Below are 21,233 nucleotides of genomic sequence, written 5' to 3' on the forward strand. Positions count from 1 at the left end.
ATCTACCAACACCACCTCCGCGCCAGTGCTAGCTTTTCGTACCGTCACTTATTGCACTGAAAACGAGGAGACCCCTGGTTAGGACGTTGGGCTGTGAACTGGCGGTTGACGAGGTCTAGTGGGCATGGCCTTGCCACATCTGGGCGTGTTGTGCACACCTTCTTGCCACGCCGCGCACCCTCCAACCCTAGCTTGCGCATCAGGCGCTGCACCGTGCAGCGGGCAATAGGCAAGCCCTCTCGATGCATTTGCTTCCAGACTTTGATCACCCCATAAACTTGCCAGTTTGCATGCCATACACGTTGGATATGACCGCAACTCTCTTCGTCTGATTGGCTGCGCTTGCAGCGCAGCCATGGGCAGTTTCTTTGTTGAACCCTGCGTCTGTAGCCCGATGGGGCAATTTGCAGCAGTCGGCAAATTGGCTCGACCCCATAGGCATCACGGTACTTGTCTACAAAGTCAATCAGCTCTTGATGCGACGGTCCAGCTCCGCCTGCGCAAAAAAAGCGCTCGCAGCCTTGAGTATGTCATTGGCACGCCGCAACTCCTTGTTCTCCCGCTCCAGTTGCTTGAGCCGCTCACGTTCATCTGTAGTCAAACCCGGTCGTTGGCCTGCATCTATTTCTTTGCGCTGTACCCATCCATGCAGGGTACTGACAGAGCAGCCAATCTTGGGGGCAATCGATTCGCATGCACCCCACAGTGATGCGTAATCCGCTTGGCACTCCTGCACCAAACGTACGGCACGTTCACGTACCTCAGGGCTAAAACGAGCAGCTTTAGTGTTCATGACTCAATCCTCTCAGGAGTTGAGCCTCCACGGAAGCCGGTGCGATTCAGTTGGGCAATTGCAATTGCCATGGTGAAAGTGCCACGAACAGTCAAACATCTGGGTAAGTAAGGGCTTAGCGTGCTTTATTTTCCGTTTTCTGAGGCGACCCCTACGAGGACAACATGCAAATCGAACGACTCTACCGAATGATCAAAAATGCACGTATCGTGCGCTTGAACGGACAGATGGCAATCACCAAGGGGATCGGTACGGGCATCAAGAACAATCGCAGCCTCTCGCGGCACTTGCGAATCGATGTCTCTGACGAACCCCACGGCTGGCTCTTCTTTGAAGAGGAAACCATCTCGAAAGCACGCATAGCAGGGAATACCGTCGAGCTGAAAAGCGACGATGGCGAGAACTACACGCTATGTCTCTACCCATGGCGACAGAAGGCTGCTGCAGCCGAAGCTCTGTCAGTGAACTAAAGAAATTGCACCAGGCGCTCACAAGCGCTCTGGTGAAATTTCGTCACAGCGCCCAAAGAGGGCAACTTGAGCCACGTCGTTGAACAGCGATCACCACTAGACTCCCGAAGAAGAGCACAGATGCAAGGCAGCAAGCCAAGCTTTGCATCTGCGCTTTTTTTGTCCCTCGTGGGCAATGTGTGAGGTAACTGGCCTCCATAAATAAACAGCATCTCTAGTGCTCGGCATGACCGAGACACCACTTAACGCTGAATGCGATCTCCCATCGCATCCCGGCAACATATGTCAGCCTCGTGAACTTGCTTCACGGTCGAGCTGACTTGTACCAGGTCCGATCTCAACTCAAAAACTATAGCGTCCATGACGCTTCAGTCTTGCGAGTTGCGACGACAACTTGATGCTCGATCAATGAGTGTCTTTCAACAATCCGCCAGGGTTTAGCCACCCTAGCGGGTGCGCCTTGGCAATTTCTACGGAGATTCGCCTATGCTAAAAATCAATGTGGCACTGCTTCTGCTGCCATACATCTTCATCCTGCTTGCAGGAACTTTCCAACTGGTAACGATGACGGTGAAGGCCATTGCGTCTTCGCTTCGTCTGACTTTCCTTGTAACCGGTGTCGTGGTTCCTTACTACGCCATCGAAGTAGCCCAAGCCGTTGTTGACTCTTTCGCAGCTGGAGACACTGCGACTGCCATCGGTGACATCATCGCCTTTGCAGTGATGCTTGAGGGTGCAGTGACAGTTCTCAAAACTCGTGAGAAAATGGCTTCATAAGCCGTAGCTGACAACCCATCTACGAAAGGTCACACCATGAATCACCTCTTCAGTCCCCTCGCCATCAGCATGCTCTGCATTGGAGTGTTCCTGATTGTTGGATCGATCGGCGCTCAGCGTCAGATCGATGAAGAGAAGCGTGAAGGTAAAAAATAAAGCGTAGTTGACGTTACGCAGCAAAAAAGACTGGCCACTCTCTTGGGAGTGGCCTTTCTTATTTCTGAACCGACTTGCCCATGCATGAAGAGTCTGCGCTCACAGTGCACGTCGATCACCATCTCGGGCATACATACACTCTCATGAAATCCTACAGTCAACTGAAAGCTGAGCTTGCCCAGCTAGACAAGCAAATTGCACAAGCTCGCGCCTCGGAAGAGACTGACGCTCTTATCCAGGTAAGAGAGCTGGTCCAGTCTTTCGGCTTCACAGTGCATCAAGTGTTCCCACTCCCGCAGCCAGCTAAGAAGGAACCCGTGGCCAGGTACTACGACCCAGACACTGGCCAGTCTTGGAGCGGTCGCGGCAAGCCTCCAAGATGGATAGATGGCAAGGACCGCAGCCTATTCGAAATCGATAGACGACCAACCTACGACTTCAATGCCCCAAGGGATGAACGCAACCCGTTTCCAGTCCAGTAGCCTGCCTGAAGGCTACTCAGTAATAGCTTGATCTATTTTTTAGGTCTGCCCAAATAGGGCAGCTTCATGGTGATGCCTTTTCCTGTCTATGCAGACAATGCACTTACGCGATACAGCAAAGACAGGAGAGAACTGATGAAGGAAGTCCCGTTCTTCATTGAACGCAACACGGAGCAATGGCAAGCGATGTGGGGAGGGTTATCCGAGGCAGAATTGAATTCTGGCGATCATGTTTGCGAGAACCAAGAAACTGGTGATTGCTGGCACTACATGGGAAGTGACAGCAACGGCCATCATTTTAGGCATCGTAAGCATCCCAAAACGGCGAAACGCGAAACCTTGATCGTCAAATCGAACGTCACTCCAGTTCAAGAACCGGAATTGGCCCACTAGACCTAAGACCCATTACCAATGCCCGCATTGGTATTAGTAATGTGGTTTTGTTCCTTCTTGGAACGAAAAGTGAAGTAGCTGGCTTCCTTAAACAAACAGCATTTTATCAACCCTTGGGGTGCATGCACTCCCATGGGTGGCGTGCCCTCAATTGATTAAGGCACGCATGTTTTCAAACTCGATTTGTTCCTACCCAAACCGGGGAAACTATGGTGACAACAAGTACCGTGGCAACTGCTCAGGGTACGTCATAAAGGACTTCATCGAGTCCTATCTAAAAGATCAGAATGGCCTCGTTGCAGATCCAAGCATTGGAGGCGGAACGAGCGCCGATGTAGCCGCTTCACTTGGAGTGCGCTTCAAGGGCACAGACCTTCATCAGGGCTTTAATTTGCTGACTGATGACTTCTCTTCCTTCTTGGGAGAGAAAGCGAATCTGATCTGGTGGCACCCAGCTTACTGGGACATGATTCAGTATTCAGGAAGTCAATGGGGCAATGAACCACACAAATGGGACATGAGCCGCATGAAGCTAAATGAATTTGTTGAGTCGTTAGAGCTTGCTGTCATGAACATTCATGATGCCTGCGAAGTAAAAGGACACTATGGGATATTGATGGGCAATCTCCGCAGAAACGGGGATTACTACAATCTCTCAAGTCTTGTGGAGCGTATCGCTCCAGGCAAACTGGTCGATGAAATCATCAAAGTGCAGCACAACTGCATTAGTGATTCACGACAATATTCAGGCAACATTGTTCGTATTGCGCACGAAAAGCTTTTAGTTTTTCGTCGTGATGCAAGTCACTCGTTGATCCTGCTATCAAATTTCCATCGAAAAGCAGTCAATATGATTGCCACTACATGGAAAGCAGCTGTTCGTAGAGTCCTGCAAGGGAAACCCTCTATGGATTTAAACCAGATTTACGAAGCTATTGAGCCATTTGCACAGTTCAGAGAGAACGTACATTGGAGGGCGAAAGTCCGACAAGTATTGCAAGACGCAAAATACTTCGAACGTCTGGAAACTGGTGTTTACAAGCTAGCCTTGTGAATTTTTCTACCCTAAGGGGGCTATGCCTCCTAACGGGGGCATGGCCTTCATTTTTGGAGTGTGGCCATGGCAATGATTCCCTCAATCCACAAACCGGAACTGGGGCAAATGTCGTTTGATTTTCTGGATCAAACGATGACTTCTCAGCAATATTCATACAGTGAACATGGCAAATCATATTTGTCCTTGAAGACCTGCAACAAGAATATTGAAAGCCTCATAAGTAGCTTGTCGCTTGATTTCGATATCTGCGCACCAGAGACAGGGGCTTATGTTCAAGAAACCTCAGAGCACGATGAAGTCGATGAAGAGAACTTAGACAATACGGAGAAATTCGTATGGTCTGATGATGACATCGATAAATTGCGCACAGCGTTTTTTGATGAAAATATTCGATTGCTAGGTGATGGGCGGACAAGCCCTGAAACCAGGCAAGAGAACTACGAATGGCTAATGTCAGACGAAATACATCCGTTTTCGTTCCTCGTACTCTGCCGTGAAGAAATGCTGTCCCCTGACCGCATCCGTGAAGGAGTTCAAGTTGTCATGCGTAAGCTTGGCTACCTGAACTAAATCAAAACCCTGCCAGGGATAAGTCCCTTGCGGGACTACTCCTTGGTTCCACTGGTGTGGGGGTTTCATTAAATCCCTATACAGGGCTTTAATGAAGCCTCAATTCCAGTTAATTTTCTAAGGACTAACAATGGCTAACTACGATAAAGAAGTTGTCAAAAAGGCTGCTGATGAAAATTGGCTGGCTATTTTCGCAAACCTAGCTCCTGAGCTGCGCCACGCAATTCAGCGAGTTGGCCGTCATGTTCCCTGCCCAATAAAAGGGGGCACTGATGGATTCCGCCTAATGCCTGATGCTGACGTGACTGGAGCTGCATTCCACAATGATCCAAGTATCCGTTTCTTATCGAATGGATTTGAAGTTCTGATGTGGTTACGCAACTGGTCATTTTCCGAAACTATTGATGAAGTGGGTCAAGCATTGGGGCTTCCAACTGCAAAACCAACTCAAACAAAGCGACTTGAATTAGTGGTCGCTCATGACCCAAAGAAAGCAAAGTTCTATGATGGAATTTTGATTGCCTTCGGTAAAGAGCGGTATCAGTTCAAGGATGAAAATGAGCTGAGCTTCTACGCAATTCTGCGTTACAGGAACAATCTTGAACGTACCCTTTGGGGTGTGGACATTGAGCGTGCCCTGGCAGAGAGCGGAGCCACTTACGGTGACAGTATCACTTTGAGTAATCTGGGGCGCGTCCCCGTCACTATTGTTGTCGAGAAAAAAGACAAGGACGGTGTGATTACGGAAGAGGAGATCAAGACTCATCGCAATACCTGGGAAGTGATTCGTATCGGGGAAACTCGTCTGAAAAGCACCCAGGCTTCAAGCAGCGTTGTGAAGCATGTTCAGGTTAGCAACGGTTCACCTGTGGCCGTAACCTCTGCGAAACAAGCCGTAGAAACTGCGGATGAAGTCAGTGCTGAGCCAATTGCAGCCCATCAGAAGGTCGTGCCCATCAACAAGGCTCTGGCCGCGCCTGGTTGGTTGCAAGAAGCGCAGCAGCGTGCAGCAAACGTGCTGGCCGCGAAAGCGGCAGGGAAGGCTTATGCGAGCGAGAAGATAGAGAAGGTCTGGAATCAGTGTGTGGCGTTCCCATCTGCGACCGCTGAACCCATGCGTCTCTACCTGCAGTCCCGTGGCGTGCTCTTCAATGAGCTGGCCAAAGGTGCTGCGGCCGACATGCGCTTTCATCCTGCCCTGGACTACTATGAAGAAGTGGATAACAAGAATACTCTGTTGGGATCTTTTCCAGCGATTGTTTGTCCTATCCGCAATGCAGAGGGGGAAATTGTTACTCTCCATCGAACCTACCTGAATAAGGATGGCAAAAAGCTCGCAGTGTCCTATAAGGATTCAGCTGGCCAGCGTCATAAGGTAGAGAAGGTGAAGAAGATGATGAGCATCCCTGACGATATGGATGTCAACGGATCTGCAGTAAGACTCGGTGATCCTTCTTGCGGGGGAGTACTGGGTATAGCTGAAGGACTGGAGACGGCACTCTCTGCATATCGAGCGACAAAGATACCTACTTGGTCGTCCGTCAATGCTCAGCTCATGGAAACTTTTGAGATTCCTGAGTCTGTTCATACCTTGCTGATATGGGCTGACAAGGATAAGTCTGTTCGTGGCGAAATTGCTGCAAACGTGTTGTACCAGCGTGCGAAAGCACTCGGGCTGAACGTTCACATACTTATGCCATCGATGCCAATACCAGCGAAAGCTAAAGGGGTTGACTGGAATGATGTCTTGCTCTCGCAAGGTATCTTAGGGTTCCCTAGGGTTGCGAACTTGAAGAGCTTTATAGCTAGATCTTTCGCCACTATCTAATAGAAAGCCTTCAGCCCTCACAGGGGTTGAAGGCTTTTTTTTGGTTCTGAGCAACTTTACTTGAATTTAACTTTGACAGTATCATTTTTTGAGTTAGTATTCTGCCCTGTAATTCACAACCTGAAGGGTAATACTTATGGCAACGTACAAAGAACTCCTGGCTCAAGCTGAAGAACTCTCTCGCCAAGCAGAAGAAATGCGCCTGAAGGAAGTGCAGGGCGTGATTTCTGACATCAAAGCCAAGATGGAAGACTACGGCATCACCATCGAAGATCTCCAGTCAAAGTCTCGTGGATCTTCGGCAGGAAAGCCTCGCGGGAAGGTCGCGGATAAATATGCCAAGGATGGAAAAACCTGGACAGGTCGCGGCATGCAGCCTAGCTGGGTGAAAGAACATATCGCTGCAGGCGGCAATCTCGATGATCTGCTGATCGACAAAAGTTCGAACGATAAAGCCTAAAGCAAAAGGGTAGTCGCCATGATGCGCTTGACTACTTACTCCCAAAAACAGAGCGATGAACGCTCTGTTTTTGTTTTGTGGCGAGTAGGTATAAGTAACTTCGGTGTACTAACTGTAGAGTTTACGCACCCGATTGAGGACATCGAGTTGGCCGCTGAGTTAGTAGCTATTCGTCATCTGGTATTCAATCAAGCTGTCTTTGACCGCATTCCTGATAGCGGAAAAGCATTTGAACTCAATGTATCCAAAGGTGCCATAAAGAAGCTCTCCCTCAATAGATCCGATAAGAAGCATCTGCTCAAGTTTGCAGCATTCATGCAGGAAGGAGGGCGTTTCGCTGGTGCCAAAATTAATATCAAATCTGAGTCACCAATCAATCACGATGATGGCGCTAAACTCACAAAGATCACGATAAATCCCAAAGAGTATCGTATTCAGGAGATTGTTCAGACACCCAGGATTGGTGAATTGGTCATCACCGAACATGCCGTTGATCGATATGTTCAGTATCACTCAGCAGCTGATATGAAGAACCCATGGGCTTCCCTCATCAACAGGATGCAGCATGAAGATCTTCACAAGATCCCACTCGATCCCCGCGTTATCGAGCATAAGCGCAGAAAGTATGGACCTGACAATGAGGTTGAAATCTGGGGGCACGATTCATCTGTCCATAGATATGTGGTCATCACGGATGCCAAGACTGGAATGAAGATCCTGGCCACACTGTTCAAGCGCGCCAGCAACGTATGAATCTATTGCGCTCCCACAATCTAAGTCTTACTCTGTACCAAGCGCACAGACTTGATGCATTCTGTGATAGCGCGACAGAATGAATGTGCGCTCATGACCAAATCGCATGGCCGATAGCTCACGATAACAGTGAGCTTTTCAAACATAGCTCTACTTATTAAAATAGATCTTTTGAAAAGTAGAAGAGATCAAAAAAAATGGGCTTGTCAGAAAGCCCCACAAGCACTCATCATGGATCACCCAATGCAGTTGGATGTAAAAATGAAAAAATTCGCCATAGAGCCTCCTGGTGGCCTTCCTGGGGATTCTCTTAAATCTGAATTTTTAGCCTTGCCTGGACACCCGGATGTAGGACAGAACGCAGCGGTCAGGTACTTGCTTTCCCTCAAATCAGACCAGAGCAAGGTCACGATGCAATCCTTTCTCAACAACGTGGCCAGAATCATTGGCTTTTCTGATCTGCACTCCTGTCCATGGGGTAGCCTGCGTCGCCACCACGTTCTAGCCATAGTGTCGTTGCTCAGCAGCAAGCCTGACGAAAACGGTAGTGACATTGATCAAAGGAAAGGCAAGGCTCCGGCAACTGTAAACACCTATCTGGCAGGCATCAAAGGAGTGTGCAAAGAAGCGTGGTTCCTTCACCAACTCAATGTTGAGGACTACCAGCAAATCAAAGAAGTCAAAGGTGACAGTGGCTCACGGCTTCCTAAGGGACGTGCACTTCGCCCTGAGGAAGTTCGGCTTTTGTTGCAAGCCTGCGATGAAGATGAAAAAAGGCTTGGCCTTCGTGACGGCGCGATGCTGGCCATCTTGGCGGGTTGCGGATTACGTAGAGCGGAGATCGTCAACCTCGATGTGGCCAGTCTCGTGAGGAAGGATCGAACTCTCAAAGTCATTGGCAAGGGAAATAAGGAACGAATCGCTTTTATCCCAGCTGGAGCATGGACCCGCCTCACTGCCTGGTTGGATGCAGCTGACCTTCAAGACGGCCCGATGTTTACCCGAATTCGTCGTCACGGTGCCATGACTTCCGAAAGGATGACGAGTCAATCCGTCTATCACATCTTGCATGAGCGCAGTTTGCAGGCCGGGATTGAGAATGTCGCGCCTCATGACCTTCGAAGAACCTATGCAACGACACTTTTTGAAAAGGGGATCGACATCATCACGGTCAAAGACAACCTTGGCCACGCCAGCATTACAACGACACAGCGTTACGACAAGAGGTCTGATGAGCGCAGACGCAAGGCCAGTGAAGTCATCGATTACCTTTGAAGCAGCTCCAAATTTCGTAGCACCCTCCGGGGTGCTTTTTTTTGGGCGTGTACTAGCTGCAAAAAATCCTGTTGCGATTTTCTATCGTAATACGATAATTATGGTAATACGGTATTACATAGAGTGAGGATTGCCATGGCCAGACGCATAGCTACGAAAGAGGACGTATTCACTGCCGCAAATGAGCTTGTGAAAGCGGGAAAGCTTCCGCGTATTACAGCTATTCATCAAATCATCGGCGGTGGCAGCTACACAACTATCTCCAACTTTCTGAAGGAGTGGGAAAGCGCAAATCTGCAGGAAGCTCCAACTGAGGAAATGGTCCTGCCAGATTTCATGGCTTCGGAAGCTGATTTTCTCGTCCGCAAACTATGGCGCACCGCGTTGGATGGAGCTGAAATGCGGGTCCAGTCCGAGCGCGAGCAGCTGCGGAGCCGCGAGGCAGTTATCAATGAAGACATGCAGCAGGCCATCGACATGGCCAACAGCAACAGCGAGAAAATCGATCAACTAGAAGACCAGCTGGCAAAGTGCAAAGAAGAGGCCGAGAAGCTTGAACAAGATCTTCAAGCTAAAGAGCGTGCGCTTCAAATGGTGGAACATGACCAGCAGGCTCTCCAAGACAAATATGACCAAGCAGCCCAAAACGGTGCCTCTTCGCAGTCGCAGATCGATGCCTTACGCAGGCAGACTATCGAGCTGGAAACGACTATCAAGGCCCAGGAAGAGCGGGCTGCTGAGCTTCGTGATGAATCGCTGGTGCTGAAGGGTGAAGTGCGTGATGCACTCGATAAGCTTAGCTATGCCAATGGCCAGTTGAGCCTCAAGGACAAGCAGATTGGCATGCTAGAGCACATGCTGAGTGAAGAACAGAAGCGCAACCGCGATATCGAATCTTTGATTCTGAGACTCAGGCAAGGCACCCTCTTCCCGGCTACTACAAAGACGCCTAGGAAGAAAACCGATGGTAATCAGACCAACCGCTGAACAAGCGCGCATTATTCAGTTCTCCGGCTCGCGCCTTGTCGTGAAAGCGAGGGCAGGATCTGGCAAGACGACAACATTTTTCCAGATCGCCCAAGCTTACCCCCGCGAGCGTATGCTCTACCTGGCGTATAGCCGCGCCATCCGCGATGCAGCTGCACAGCGCTTCCCTAAGCGACAGGTTGACTGCAAGACATCACATCAGCTTGCTTTCCCCAAGTTCGGAAAGCTGCTAAGGCACAAAATCTCACATCACGGGAACATTCCCTTACGCGAGCTGGCCAACGCTCTGGACACAAGCAACTGGGCATTCGTGAAGGATGTCTTGGATGTCCTGACAAATTTCATGTGCAGTGCCGACATGAAGTTCTACAGCGATCATTTCACTCGATTCAACGGTAAGCCTAACCTCACAACCAAGATGGTTCAGTACCAGGCGGAAGTGGTTGATGCCGCTGAGAGAGTTTGGGTTCGGATGTGCGACCCTGACGACCCATTTCCAACAGTTCACGACTGCTATCTGAAGCTCTACCAGCTTTCGATGCCAGACCTCAGCCTTCAATACAAGCGAATACTTTTTGATGAGGCTCAGGACGCGAACCCCGTCACAAGCCAGATTGTCCTTTCTCAGAGCTGCAAACTCACCCTTGTGGGCGATGAGCACCAGCAGATTTTCAGATATCGCGGCGCGGTGAACGCCCTCGACCACCCTCTTCTCAACGATGTTCCGCGCTTGTACTTGACCAATAGCTTCCGGTTCGGCCCCAACGTCGCTATCGTTGCGAATGCGCTGCTTGAGCTGAAGGGGGAAACAGTTCCTGTTGTTGGTCGTGGTCAAGCAGACACGGTTACTTTGCACGTTCCTATGGGCACTGAACATCGATGCTTAGTCTCCAGAACAGTGATGGGCGTACTCGAATCCGCTCTTGCAGCTGCTGCTCGCGGCGAATCAATCTTCTGGGTAGGAGGCATTGAAAACTACAAAGTGCAGGATCTACTAGATCTGCACCACTTCAGCCGTGGTGAACTCGGAAACGTAAAGAACAAGAAGCTCAAAGCCGACTACAAGGACTATGAGGAATATAAGGAAGCCGCAGAGCAGACCAAGGACCATGAGATGCAACGGTCTGTGCGAATTCTGGAAACATACGCAGCTGAAGACATCCCTGCAATGATTGATCACCTCAAGAGCCTTACTGTTGAGGAAGAAATGGAAGCCTCAATCACTGTCACCACAGCGCATAGGAGTAAAGGTCTGGAATGGGACACAGTGCAACTGACTGATGACTACCCAGATATCTTCGATCCAGATATGGAACCAGAGGCTCGTGAAGACGAAATCAATTTGTTGTACGTTGGCTCCTCTCGCGCCATGCGAGTGCTGATCATCAACGCAATCATTGAAATCATCCTCAACCAAGTCGCTCAAAGACGGCGAGCACGGGCAAAAATCGAGATGGTGACAGCATGATTTTTTCGCATGCGAAAAAATACACCATCGTCACCTCTGCCGAGGTAGCAATAGCGTAGACATCTGGTTTGAGCCGAAAGGGGTGCACACAGAATAGCTATGGCGCTTGTACAGCCCTATAAGGGCAGAGGCCGATGCATGCCTAGATAACCATATCCATACGATCAGTCACAAGAGGATTTGTGACTGATGAATACCACTGCATTTCAACGTAGCTGCATTCTGATTGCCCTGGCCAACGCAATCTGTATGGGGGTTGGTCAAGCATATGCACAGCAGATCGAAGAGACCCCTGTTCGCTTCTACGACCGCAAGAGCGAAGGATGGTTCTGGTATGCCCCAGAGCCTGAGGATGATGAAGAAGAGCCTCCTAAGCCACCACCCAAGCCTCAGGTAGCACCAACACAGTCACCGCCTGCAAAGCCTGCATCTGTTCCTCCAGCAGTGGAGAAAGGGCCAGCACCTTTCTCAGCTGCTTGGGTGCGCGAAAACCTCCCCAAGTACAAGGATGCGGCCTGGGACAACCCGACAGTGGAGAACGTTCGCGCATTCATGTATCTCCAGCGATTTGCAATAGATAGGTCGGAGCAGTTTTCAAATGCTACTGAGATGGCCGTTCTGGGTGATCCATATCTGGATGAAATTTCACGGCGTCCTGCAGCGACGTTTGCATCTCAAAAGCTAGATGTTGAGGCAGGTAAAGAGAAAAGCGCCCTCATCGACTCTATTGCTCAACGTGCTGGCATCTTTTTCTTTTTTAAAGACGACGAATATAGCAACCTTCAAGCCTCTATTGTGAAGATGCTAGAGGCTCAAGGATTCACTATCGTTCCAATCTCGGTAACTGGACGACCTCTCAAAGACAACATATTCCCAAATTTCAAGACGGATAGTGGCCATGCTAAAACTCTAAATATCGTCAATTTTCCTGCAACGTTCTTAGTTTCACCAAGTGGGAAATTTGAGCCAATTGGGCAAGGGGCACTCTCTCTTCCTGAGATGAAGCACAGAATTATTATTGCTGCCAAACGGAATGGCTGGGTTTCTGAAGAAGAGTATAAAAAGACGAAGCCAATCTACACGACAGATAACAACATTGCAGAGAAATTAGATCCATCGATTTTTGGTAAAGACTTAGAAAGGATTCAGCAAAAGACAAATGGCAAATCCAATTTTGTTGAACCAAGCAAACTGATGGAATACATCAGAACCCGCCTGAATACCAAGTAATTAATATCATGAAACTCAAATTATCTGTTGCAGCTGTTGCTCTATCGCTATCCCCTACTCTGTTAAACGCTGGTGGCCTGCAGTCACAGCTTGATGGCGTCTTCGGCCAGATGACGAATGTGACCCCTCCTGGTGTTTATGAATCACAACGTCGTGGCGTTCTTTCTGGGGGGAGATTCACTACCAAATCAAAGATCTACGATACGAATTTGGTTGCGTTCACACCCCCATCATGGAAAGCCGGATGTGGAGGCGTTGATTTATTTGGTGGATCATTCAGCTTTATTAATGCAGAGCAGTTGGTCCAACTATTGAGAGCGGTTGCAGCCAATGCCAAAGGCTACGCATTCCAATTAGCACTAGACAATGTATTTCCTGATGGGGCGAAATGGATTGAATCCTTCCAGAAGAAGATTCAGGAACTCAACCAGCATCTTGGTAATTCTTGCCAACTTGCGCAAGGGTTTGTTAATGACCTGACTTCCGGTATGGATCTCAAGAACAAAACAGATGCTTCGCTCATGGGTTCTGCCAATGGTCTATTTGAAGACTTCTTCTCTACAAAGCAAGAAACAGGCGGAAAAACACCAATTAAAGAAATCAGGGATCAATCGCCTGAAGTTTATAAAAGAATGACTGGCAATATTCTGTGGAAAACCATGAAACAGAATTATGCTAGCTCTTGGTTTACATACGGCGATACAGAGTTGCTTGAAACCATCATGTCTATGACAGGCTCGATTGTTGTTGGTGACATGGTGAATGACAAAACGGGGACTTCTTCCGGCGAGGAAAATACCAACCCGATCATTACGCTCCCAGGCGGACTCATTACTCTTAAAGACCTTATCCAAGGTGGAAATCTTGAAATTTATACTTGTAATGGTGATGATCAATGCTACTCCCCTACCACCAAGAGAGTAACCATCAAGGGTATGAGAACCAAGATTGTTGATTTGCTTCACGGAGGGGGCACAACTCCAGGCGTAATCTACAAGTATGCAACCAATAGTGGCGTTCTTTCTGAAACTGAGAAAGCATTCACAACTTCCATGCCTAGTGGTATGGGAGCGATCATAAGAAACCTATCAATAGTTTCTTATGACTCTGCCGTCTTGTTCGCCAATGATTCGGCAGACGCAATTTCATTAGTAATGATGAAGAAGGTTGTCGATGATTTCTTCAGAGTTGCGCTCGCTGTAATTAGCTCTTCGGACTCCGCTAACAAAAAACAACTACTTGACGAAATTAATATTTCAAAAAGCAAGTTTGACAGTGACTATTCGGCCCTACGTGGCGAATACGGTGACTTATCAAAAATTATTGACCGATATCGCTCAATTCTGGAGATTTCAAGAAAGCAAAAGTATGCACTCTCCACATTAACCTCCGCTCCGAAGCCATAAACATCATGATGTCATTCACGATTTACTCAATAGGTGACTCGACGTTCCTAGAGCAAATACTTATTGGCATTGCAATGATCACAGGTGCAGGCGATCTTGAAAAGGCCGTCATGATTGGGATGCTTTTCGGCGTTCTAATAATTTGTGTCAAGTCGCTATTGCAAGGTGCTAAGCAAATCGAATTTCAACAAGTTTTAGTTTGCTGGGTTTGCTACATGTGCTTCTTCGGTCCCGCTACAGTCGTGACAATTGAAGATGCATACGATGGGAATGTGCGCGTAGTTGCCAACGTTCCGTTAGGAATTGGATTCACAGGAGGAGTAATTTCCAATGTCGGGTACACGGTCACAGATCTATTCACGACCGGATTTAGCATCATCGCACCGAGCATTACAAGAACGGAGTTTGCAGAATCATTAAAACTGCTCAATGACACCCGACGAAATCTTGATAAATCGGGAATTTATGTCGCAATGAATGATGCTATGGGCGGTGGTTCTGTTGATATCAGAAAGAGCTGGGACAACTATATCCGCGAATGTACACTTACAAAAATTGACTTAGGATTAGTGTCCGTCGAATCGATGATGACTGGCAAGGTGACGGAGGTTCTTCCTTTCATGTCATCACTCTACGGAACAAGAATCTATTTAAATCCTGGGGAAATAGATGGAGAAGAATATACCTGCTCTGAAGGGTGGTTTTATCTAAGCGCATCATTAGACTCCATATCAGATATGCGTGTTCAACAGGCTATCTCTGCAGCAATCGGCTTGAACAGACCTGATATTGGACAAGCGACTTCGCGCATTCAAGACTCTATCCAGGCACTTGGGCAAGCGTCTACATCTGCAAACGAATATCTGAAGGCTTCTATATTGGAGCCACTGTACAACGATGCTGTTGTTGGAAAATACAAGGACATGCTTGACTTCGGATCAGCCGTAATGGTGAACCAAGCTATACAACAACGTAATACCCAATGGGCTACTGAGCAGTCAATGTTCGTTACGGTAGCGCGGCCAATGATGGCGTTCTTTGAGGGTTTCGTGTACTCGCTCACACCCATAATGGCCATGCTCATGGTGATGGGAAGCTTCGGTATAGGATTGCTGGTTAAGTATTTCCTGACTGTTTTATGGATTCAGCTTTGGATGCCTGTCCTCGCAGTCGTCAATCTCTACATTCATGTGATATCGACAAATAAGATAGCTCAACTTAATCTACCTGGACTTGATTCATTCTATGCCATAAACACAGCCGGTGAAATTCTGCAGAACTGGATTGCGACTGGCGGCATGCTTGCTGCCTCCACACCAATTATTTCTCTCTTCATCGTCACTGGAAGCACGTATGCATTTACAAGCCTTGCTGGTCGTGTGAACGGAAGCGATCATATTAACGAGAAGTTATCGAGTCCCGATGCGTTGCAAAGTGGCCCACTTGTTAGCATGATGCCGATGCATAGCGGGAATTCCTTCAGTGGAATACAGAAAACTGGGACAGAGAACTTAAATTCAAGTATGAATTTTGGCGATGCCGTTTCAAGCGGAATATCTTCAGCTTCTGCAATTCAGCAATCTAAGTCAGATGCATTTAAGCAAGATGTTTCTCGTGGCGTTACCGAAGGTGGAAGTGCTCAGCAACAGTTCCAGAGAATGCAATCTTTAGGGCGCTCAGTGTCGTCGATGGGCACAAAACAGAGCCAAATGATCGATAACAAGGCTAGGGAAATTGGTAAGCAATATGGGTTAAGTGAATCCACGGTAGACGCAATTAAAGGTGCTCTTACTCTATCCGCAATGGGCGGCGCAGGTGCAAAGGGTGCAGGCCTGCAGGGAGCATTAAGCGCAGCACTCTCGGCAGATAAATCAAACACGGCGAGCGAAGGAGGAAGATTAGATAGCGTCATGAGGGCTGTACAAGGGGTTTCATTCTCCACATCCGATTCTCAAGCCCTGACAACTGGGCTTACCCATCAGGCGGTAGATTCAGGTAGTAATTCCTTCACAAAAACATGGTCTGACAGTTCATCAAGACAAGTCGCACAATCAGCTCAGGAAAGTATTGCTGCAACTGAAAGTCTTACCTCTCTACAGAACATGCAAAGTTCACTGGGACAGCAAACCAGCACAGATATGAAAACTCTTGGGGGTGCTATATCTGCATCTCCCGAAGCAGAGAGCAGATTGAACAATGCTGTGCAAAATGCACCCCAAGCGGTAAGGCAAGAAGCGATTGCGTTGGAAAATCGATTTGCGAATAGCTACAACATGGACAGAAATGTAGCTCGCAATGCGGCACAACTTCAAGCACTGACAAACTCTAGCAATTATGCAAATGGAAATGGCACTGCTGGCTTAGCTGAAGGCATGCGTATCATCGGTCAAGCTACTGGTAGGAGTCTTGATTTCACAGGTGATCCGAACAGAAATACTGATCTGAAAAATCAGGCGCCTACAGGTGTCAATACTGAAGAGATTCGATCACGTGTATCCGGCGCACCTGACTTTAATGATGGGAAGTTGTCTTCAGTCACAACTCAAGCTCAGAGACAACCTGGTGGGCCAGGATCTGTCATTGCAGATCATCAAAGTAGGACAGGCAAATTGGTTACAAGCGGAAACCGTGCTCTTGATGGAGTTGCCAATGATCAAAGCGATTTTATTAAAGATCAGATTATTAATAAATCAAGCTCCACAAGTTTTGCTCAACGCGACATGGGAACACTTGATCAAATTAAGGATCTGAGCAGTTCATTCATGGAGTTCGGGAAAAGCACTGCCTCCAATATACAGACATCGAATGATCAGAATGACCGGATTCTTGCCGATCCTAATGGCGAAGGAATCAAACAGTTCCAAGAAGATTTCAAGAATCGCAGTACAGGCGAAAGAGCAGTAGGCTATCTCGGCAATACCTTGCTGGGTGTCTCGGCCAAGGCGACCAATGCTTTTAATGAATGGCGAACTGGAAAGTCTAATTTCTCAGAGCACACCAAGAATATGAGCATTGAGGAAACCGGTGCATTCATGGCCCAAGGCCTCGCCCAAGCGTACTCAGGCGGCGCTACTACTGCAGCAAGGTTCTTGGATGATCATAAATCCGAGATGAAGGGTCTTACGAAACGCTTTGCCCAAGAGAAGCACGGTTTACCAGGATATCAGGCTGAGATTTTCGCTTCTGCAAAGTTCAATGATCAAGCCGGACTTGATGCCGGTTATAAGGGTCTTCGTGAAAGCTTGGCGCAAAGGGATTCATCAGGAGAAATTCTCAGAAATTCGAGCGGTGAAGCAATCTTGTCGGAAAAGGACAACCGATTCGCACTCAGCATGTATAAGGATATATACAATGCCGGTGTGCACCAAGGATCTAAGGATGGGCAATCGGGTCCTATTCTTAAAGATGTGAAGGCCTGGAACGCAACTCAGAATACTCCCGGTAAGTAATTAGCTATAAAAAAACCGCTTCTGTTCTAGAAGCGGTTTTTTTCTATTGACCTGGAAATATTCTTTTCCGCAAGTGTGGATTTGCGACAACAGGGTCTAGCAAGTCCAGATCGCTGGAAGAAACACCACCTTTGAGGGTTGCAAATATCCCTCGCATTATTGCGAAGCCAAATAATGCCAAGAACCCACCGATGAAGTAGGAGGCTCCGACCCACATCAAGATCGTGGCGACCATCGACTTGTTGATGAACTTCAACAGCAAGAAAGCCAGATACAGAGCACATGCACCCAGCGCGTACACACTCAACAGGGGTGCTACAGGTAGCGACAGCAAAGCAATTCCGGGGACATACACCAAGAAGATCTTGTTGAAATTCAGCATTGGTTCCTCTCTCTCTTCATGTACATCTAATTTACTACAGCTTCAGAAAATGCAACTTCGGGAGCCGCCCATGCAGAACTTCATTACATGAATCTGACCAGAAACAGTCACTTGCCCATATAGGGCCATCTGTGCTTATAATGATCTCACAGCCACCTCACGCTGCTTGCTCAGCTCAACTGGCTGCTACTGCCGAAGTGCAGTCCCTCAAGGCCTAGTGCCACACATCACCTGCATTGCAGGTTCTCTCTGCCGAAAAGGCTTCCCTACTGGGTAGGGATCAATCTGTGGCCTTGCTGCCACCAGCCTCGCATCGTTGGCCACGTCGCCTCCCTTGCTGCTTTCTCCTGCGCATCTTTTACATCTGACATCTCGATTCAGCCGAATCGCGCCTTTCATCGCCTCGGGTACGGGCAACTGTGTACCTTCGTAACAAAACGTCTATCCCAAAAAAGACTAACTGTTGCATTACAAGGATTTGACATTCTGATACGATTTTACAGTATCGGAAAATGAACTTCTAAACGCATTTTGTATAACCCGCATTCATGCCCCAGTCTCTGCACTTGTGCCGACCGACCTCCTCCCTGCCCAGTCGTCGCCATATCCTTTCACTTCTGACTTTTCCCCTGGCCTGCTCTGCTGGTGGTGTTCTCGCGTCTACCAACACTTCTTCTGTTGCAGATTCGTTGCGAGGGTCGTTGTTTGAGCAACAAGGAACCAGCACAGGCACTGACCCTCTTCTGCTCTACACGATTGCTCTCGTTGAGTCCGGTTTTGGCCGTGGCCAGGGAAACATCAGCCCCTGGCCTTGGACTCTGCGCTCTACCCAATCTCATTACGCCAAGACGAAAGCAGAAGCAGAAAAGAAGCTGGCGGAATGGATTGAGGCTTATGGCCGCAAGATCGATATTGGGATGTGCCAAACGAATTTGTTCTGGCATGGACACCGCGTAAAGCAAGCAGCCGATCTGCTCGACCCCCCCACGAATCTACGGGTCGCAAATCAAATTCTCATCGAATCCCTGAAATCGTCACCCGGCGACATTGAGCTGGGCATTGGCCGTTATCACAACTGGACTGAGCCTGAACGTGCGCGCAACTACGGCTCGCGTGTGTTGGCCATCTACAGAAACTTGAAACGACTGGGTTAATGACATGTTGATGTTTCAAACGAACATAATTCAAGAGCTGGATGACCGGGCTGAGGACTTGACGTATGGGGAATCTGATCCCTCTGTCAAAGAGCTTGATGCCTCGCTGTGGGGCATTCTTAGAAAGGTCGCCATTCAGAACCCAGATCTGGCTGGCAAGCTCTTTAACCTGAAAAGCCACACTGTTGAACTCGCGGCCCAGCTGTCCGATGAAGCAATTTCAAACCTTTCATCGGGCACAGTTCTGAGCTTTAAGCTGGTCGCCAACCAGCACGAGATCTGCCAGTGGATAGAAGACAAGGACTACAAGCCGACATTTGAGATCACTGACACCAGCAATTGCACAGATCTCTACTGGGTGCAGTTGGGCGTGCAGGCTCGAAAAGATGTGGAAACAGCTTCACAGACCTTTGGCGTTGGCCTGAACCTGGTGCGTGCGTGCGCTAACGCTACGCTGATTCAGCTTTCCGGTATTTCCACAAATTTCGCAGTGAGCTTTGCTCTTCGTTTCGACGAATCAATCATTGCCGAAATCATTTCCGGGAGGCGAAACCTTCAGCACATCCTGCTGAAGAAAATCCAACAATCGATAACTGCATAAGAGGAAGACATGTCCAGAACCACACAGATAGCACCCAAAGCGCAGATGGCGTCGCTCACACAGTTGCTTCTCGCTCGGCAGATGACTAAAGCTGGATTCATTACGAAGATCATCATGATCGAAACCGGCCTTACGCACAAACAACTGCGCCGCATCTATAGTGGTTTTGAGCAAGATGAAGGTACTGGACCAAGAAAAAACCACGGCACCATGCGGAGCGGCACGACACTGATCCACAACAGCGCGACAAAGATCCAGGCATCTTTGCTCATGCAGCTGTACTACAACCTGGGAGGGGACGATGTGACTATCTCTGTACAGATCCCTGAGCTGGTCAAAGCGTTCCGCCTCTATCACACCCTGCGCAATGAAATTCCCAGCATGAAGAACGGGCGCTGGCCATCTTTCACGATCACGGATGCCTGGTGCTTGGCCTCTGAACTTCGTAGTGAAATGGCGTCTCTTTCAGTGTGTAATTCCTGCAAATGCTCATACTTCACCAGCGTCAATCAGCGCACATACATTGAGTGTCCGTTTTGCCATGATGCAGCTCGTCTCCCGATGAATGAACCAGCAAAAATGATTGCAGCCTGATCAAGTCATAAAAAAAAGAGCGCTAGATTTTCTAGCGCTCTTTTTTATTGCTCAGCTCCTTCACAGGCAGCATCATTCCAGCAGTCTTTACGCCACCTCCAAGGGGCAACTTGATTTGGCAGACCCCAAACCCCCATTGCCTGCTTCTTAGCGACTACCTCCGCCTCATATACACGGGTGTCACGTACATACCTTGGGTTGGCTCTATTCGCCCACGCGAGGCCTGCATCTACCATTTTTAAGTTAACTGACTGACCATCAATGGTGATGGTGCACACGCCTCTTTTATAACGGTCATACTCATAACAGTGAGCATTGACGATCTTCCCATGTACCAATGACTTCAAATAGTCTGTAGCCTTTTGACTGAGCGGTTGCCCTGGCCGCTTGTGCCCATGCATCGACTCGGGAGCATCAATATCACTCAGTCGTATCTTTAGCCGTGAGTTATCTGAGCGAAGCAGTACAACTGTATCTCCATCGTCAACGTAGATGACTTTCCCAGTCTCAGACCAATTTTGTGCATTTACCTGCAGTGGCAGAAAAGCACATGCAAGACTAGCTAATACGCTGATCCTCATCATCACATTGAGCCTAGTAATGCGTCACGGCGGCTTTTATTTACGCTCACTCTCCCCACGGTTCGATCTGATGGAGGTTGATTGGTTTCTTCAGTTGCTTGCACATTTTTCTTAGCTGAACCAGCATCACCATTCTTCTCCGGCTCCACATTTCTGGGTACAGCTAATGGTTCACCAGTTACCAAGGCCGAGAGGTTCAACGATTGAAGGCCAAGCATTGCCAAAGTGCGCAATCTTTCCCCTCTGTCGCGTTGATTGACTTTTACCAAGTCCCCGTAAAGCTCGGGATGCGAGAACTTGGAAACCTTAATATTTGATAGTTTCCCATCCCAATCATTTTGATCTGCTTTAGACACTATCAACTCCT

22 protein-coding genes, 1 pseudogene and 1 other annotated feature are annotated in these 21,233 nt (G+C 48.4%); of the genes and pseudogenes, 18 read left to right on the forward strand and 5 right to left on the reverse strand.

Annotated elements, in window-relative coordinates; genetic code table 11:
• Nucleotides 1–74: 74 nt before the first annotated feature.
• Nucleotides 75–793: pseudogene (locus ACWGXF_RS23130) on the reverse strand (IS3 family transposase); the annotation flags it as partial.
• Nucleotides 396–512: a sequence feature (AL1L pseudoknot), on the reverse strand. It overlaps the preceding pseudogene by 117 nt.
• A 164-nt stretch (nt 794–957) precedes the next feature.
• Between ACWGXF_RS23130 and ACWGXF_RS23135 the strand changes: the two are divergent.
• Entirely contained in the window at nt 958–1,263 is a 306-nt protein-coding gene (locus ACWGXF_RS23135) for a hypothetical protein (protein ID WP_131367694.1), read from the forward strand.
• A gap of 486 nt (nt 1,264–1,749) precedes the next feature.
• Nucleotides 1,750–2,040, forward strand: coding sequence for a hypothetical protein (locus tag ACWGXF_RS23140; RefSeq protein WP_034367731.1), 291 nt, complete (start codon nt 1,750–1,752; stop codon nt 2,038–2,040).
• Here the strand turns inward: ACWGXF_RS23140 and ACWGXF_RS23145 are convergent.
• Nucleotides 2,035–2,220 (reverse strand): hypothetical protein, encoded by a 186-nt coding sequence (locus tag ACWGXF_RS23145; RefSeq protein ID WP_131367695.1) that lies wholly within the window; start codon nt 2,218–2,220, stop codon nt 2,035–2,037. The two genes, ACWGXF_RS23140 and ACWGXF_RS23145, sit on opposite strands and share 6 nt — an antisense overlap.
• A 119-nt stretch (nt 2,221–2,339) precedes the next feature.
• On the opposite strand from ACWGXF_RS23145, the gene ACWGXF_RS23150 reads away from it, so the two are divergent.
• The 13 genes from ACWGXF_RS23150 to ACWGXF_RS23210 all read left to right on the forward strand — a co-directional run bounded on the left by ACWGXF_RS23150 (nt 2,340) and on the right by ACWGXF_RS23210 (nt 17,554).
• A complete protein-coding gene (locus ACWGXF_RS23150) occupies nt 2,340–2,678 on the forward strand; it encodes an H-NS histone family protein (RefSeq protein ID WP_034367891.1) in 339 nt (112 codons plus the stop codon).
• A 135-nt stretch (nt 2,679–2,813) separates the two neighbouring features.
• Nucleotides 2,814–3,071: a hypothetical protein gene (locus tag ACWGXF_RS23155; protein WP_046462420.1), complete on the forward strand. Its 258-nt coding sequence runs from the start codon at nt 2,814–2,816 to the stop codon at nt 3,069–3,071.
• A 166-nt stretch (nt 3,072–3,237) separates the two neighbouring features.
• Nucleotides 3,238–4,125 carry a restriction endonuclease subunit M gene (locus ACWGXF_RS23160; protein WP_046462413.1) on the forward strand — a complete coding sequence of 296 codons (888 nt, stop codon included), beginning with the start codon at nt 3,238–3,240 and terminating at the stop codon, nt 4,123–4,125.
• A 66-nt stretch (nt 4,126–4,191) separates the two neighbouring features.
• The gene (locus ACWGXF_RS23165) at nt 4,192–4,698 is read left to right on the forward strand and encodes a hypothetical protein (protein WP_052052718.1); all 507 of its coding nucleotides are present in this window, start codon (nt 4,192–4,194) and stop codon (nt 4,696–4,698) included.
• A gap of 130 nt (nt 4,699–4,828) precedes the next feature.
• Nucleotides 4,829–6,526: a toprim domain-containing protein gene (locus ACWGXF_RS23170; RefSeq protein WP_046462412.1), complete on the forward strand. Its 1,698-nt coding sequence runs from the start codon at nt 4,829–4,831 to the stop codon at nt 6,524–6,526.
• 136 nt (nt 6,527–6,662) lie between these two features.
• Nucleotides 6,663–6,986, forward strand: coding sequence for an H-NS histone family protein (locus tag ACWGXF_RS23175; protein ID WP_034367740.1), 324 nt, complete (start codon nt 6,663–6,665; stop codon nt 6,984–6,986).
• An 18-nt stretch (nt 6,987–7,004) separates the two neighbouring features.
• Nucleotides 7,005–7,739: a hypothetical protein gene (locus ACWGXF_RS23180; protein WP_034367742.1), complete on the forward strand. Its 735-nt coding sequence runs from the start codon at nt 7,005–7,007 to the stop codon at nt 7,737–7,739.
• Nucleotides 7,740–7,970: 231 nt separating this feature from the next.
• Nucleotides 7,971–9,014 carry a tyrosine-type recombinase/integrase gene (locus ACWGXF_RS23185; RefSeq protein ID WP_131667176.1) on the forward strand — a complete coding sequence of 348 codons (1,044 nt, stop codon included), beginning with the start codon at nt 7,971–7,973 and terminating at the stop codon, nt 9,012–9,014.
• Between the two features lie 135 nt (nt 9,015–9,149).
• The gene (locus ACWGXF_RS23190) at nt 9,150–10,001 is read left to right on the forward strand and encodes a DNA-binding protein (RefSeq protein WP_052951121.1); all 852 of its coding nucleotides are present in this window, start codon (nt 9,150–9,152) and stop codon (nt 9,999–10,001) included.
• Nucleotides 9,979–11,469 (forward strand): UvrD-helicase domain-containing protein, encoded by a 1,491-nt coding sequence (locus tag ACWGXF_RS23195; RefSeq protein WP_046462411.1) that lies wholly within the window; start codon nt 9,979–9,981, stop codon nt 11,467–11,469. Before ACWGXF_RS23190 ends, ACWGXF_RS23195 begins: the two co-directional genes overlap by 23 nt.
• Before the next feature lie 189 nt (nt 11,470–11,658).
• Complete coding sequence (gene traF, locus ACWGXF_RS23200) at nt 11,659–12,699, forward strand: conjugal transfer protein TraF (RefSeq protein WP_052951120.1); 1,041 nt, start codon at nt 11,659–11,661, stop codon at nt 12,697–12,699.
• A gap of 8 nt (nt 12,700–12,707) precedes the next feature.
• A complete protein-coding gene (locus ACWGXF_RS23205; RefSeq protein ID WP_034367750.1) occupies nt 12,708–14,105 on the forward strand; it encodes a conjugal transfer protein TraH in 1,398 nt (465 codons plus the stop codon).
• 5 nt (nt 14,106–14,110) lie between these two features.
• A complete protein-coding gene (locus ACWGXF_RS23210) occupies nt 14,111–17,554 on the forward strand; it encodes a conjugal transfer protein TraG N-terminal domain-containing protein (RefSeq protein WP_046462410.1) in 3,444 nt (1,147 codons plus the stop codon).
• 43 nt (nt 17,555–17,597) lie between these two features.
• Here ACWGXF_RS23210 and ACWGXF_RS23215 read toward each other — a convergent pair whose 3' ends face one another.
• Nucleotides 17,598–17,936, reverse strand: coding sequence for a hypothetical protein (locus ACWGXF_RS23215; protein ID WP_034367755.1), 339 nt, complete (start codon nt 17,934–17,936; stop codon nt 17,598–17,600).
• Nucleotides 17,937–18,637: 701 nt separating this feature from the next.
• Between ACWGXF_RS23215 and ACWGXF_RS23220 the strand changes: the two genes are divergently transcribed.
• From ACWGXF_RS23220 to ACWGXF_RS23230, 3 genes are read left to right on the forward strand one after another with little or no spacing between them, the layout of a single operon-like run.
• The gene (locus ACWGXF_RS23220; RefSeq protein WP_223305757.1) at nt 18,638–19,090 is read left to right on the forward strand and encodes a transglycosylase SLT domain-containing protein; all 453 of its coding nucleotides are present in this window, start codon (nt 18,638–18,640) and stop codon (nt 19,088–19,090) included.
• Nucleotides 19,091–19,100: 10 nt separating this feature from the next.
• Complete coding sequence (locus ACWGXF_RS23225) at nt 19,101–19,691, forward strand: hypothetical protein (RefSeq protein ID WP_131667174.1); 591 nt, start codon at nt 19,101–19,103, stop codon at nt 19,689–19,691.
• A gap of 9 nt (nt 19,692–19,700) precedes the next feature.
• Entirely contained in the window at nt 19,701–20,285 is a 585-nt protein-coding gene (locus ACWGXF_RS23230) for a FlhC family transcriptional regulator (protein WP_080944560.1), read from the forward strand.
• A gap of 44 nt (nt 20,286–20,329) precedes the next feature.
• Here ACWGXF_RS23230 and ACWGXF_RS23235 read toward each other — a convergent pair whose 3' ends face one another.
• Entirely contained in the window at nt 20,330–20,869 is a 540-nt protein-coding gene (locus tag ACWGXF_RS23235; RefSeq protein ID WP_080944559.1) for a thermonuclease family protein, read from the reverse strand.
• Complete coding sequence (locus ACWGXF_RS23240; RefSeq protein WP_131667172.1) at nt 20,869–21,222, reverse strand: hypothetical protein; 354 nt, start codon at nt 21,220–21,222, stop codon at nt 20,869–20,871. The genes ACWGXF_RS23235 and ACWGXF_RS23240 overlap by 1 nt, the downstream gene beginning before the upstream one ends.
• Between the last annotated feature and the right edge of the window lie 11 nt (nt 21,223–21,233).

This window comes from Comamonas sp. HJ-2, from assembly GCF_053615495.1.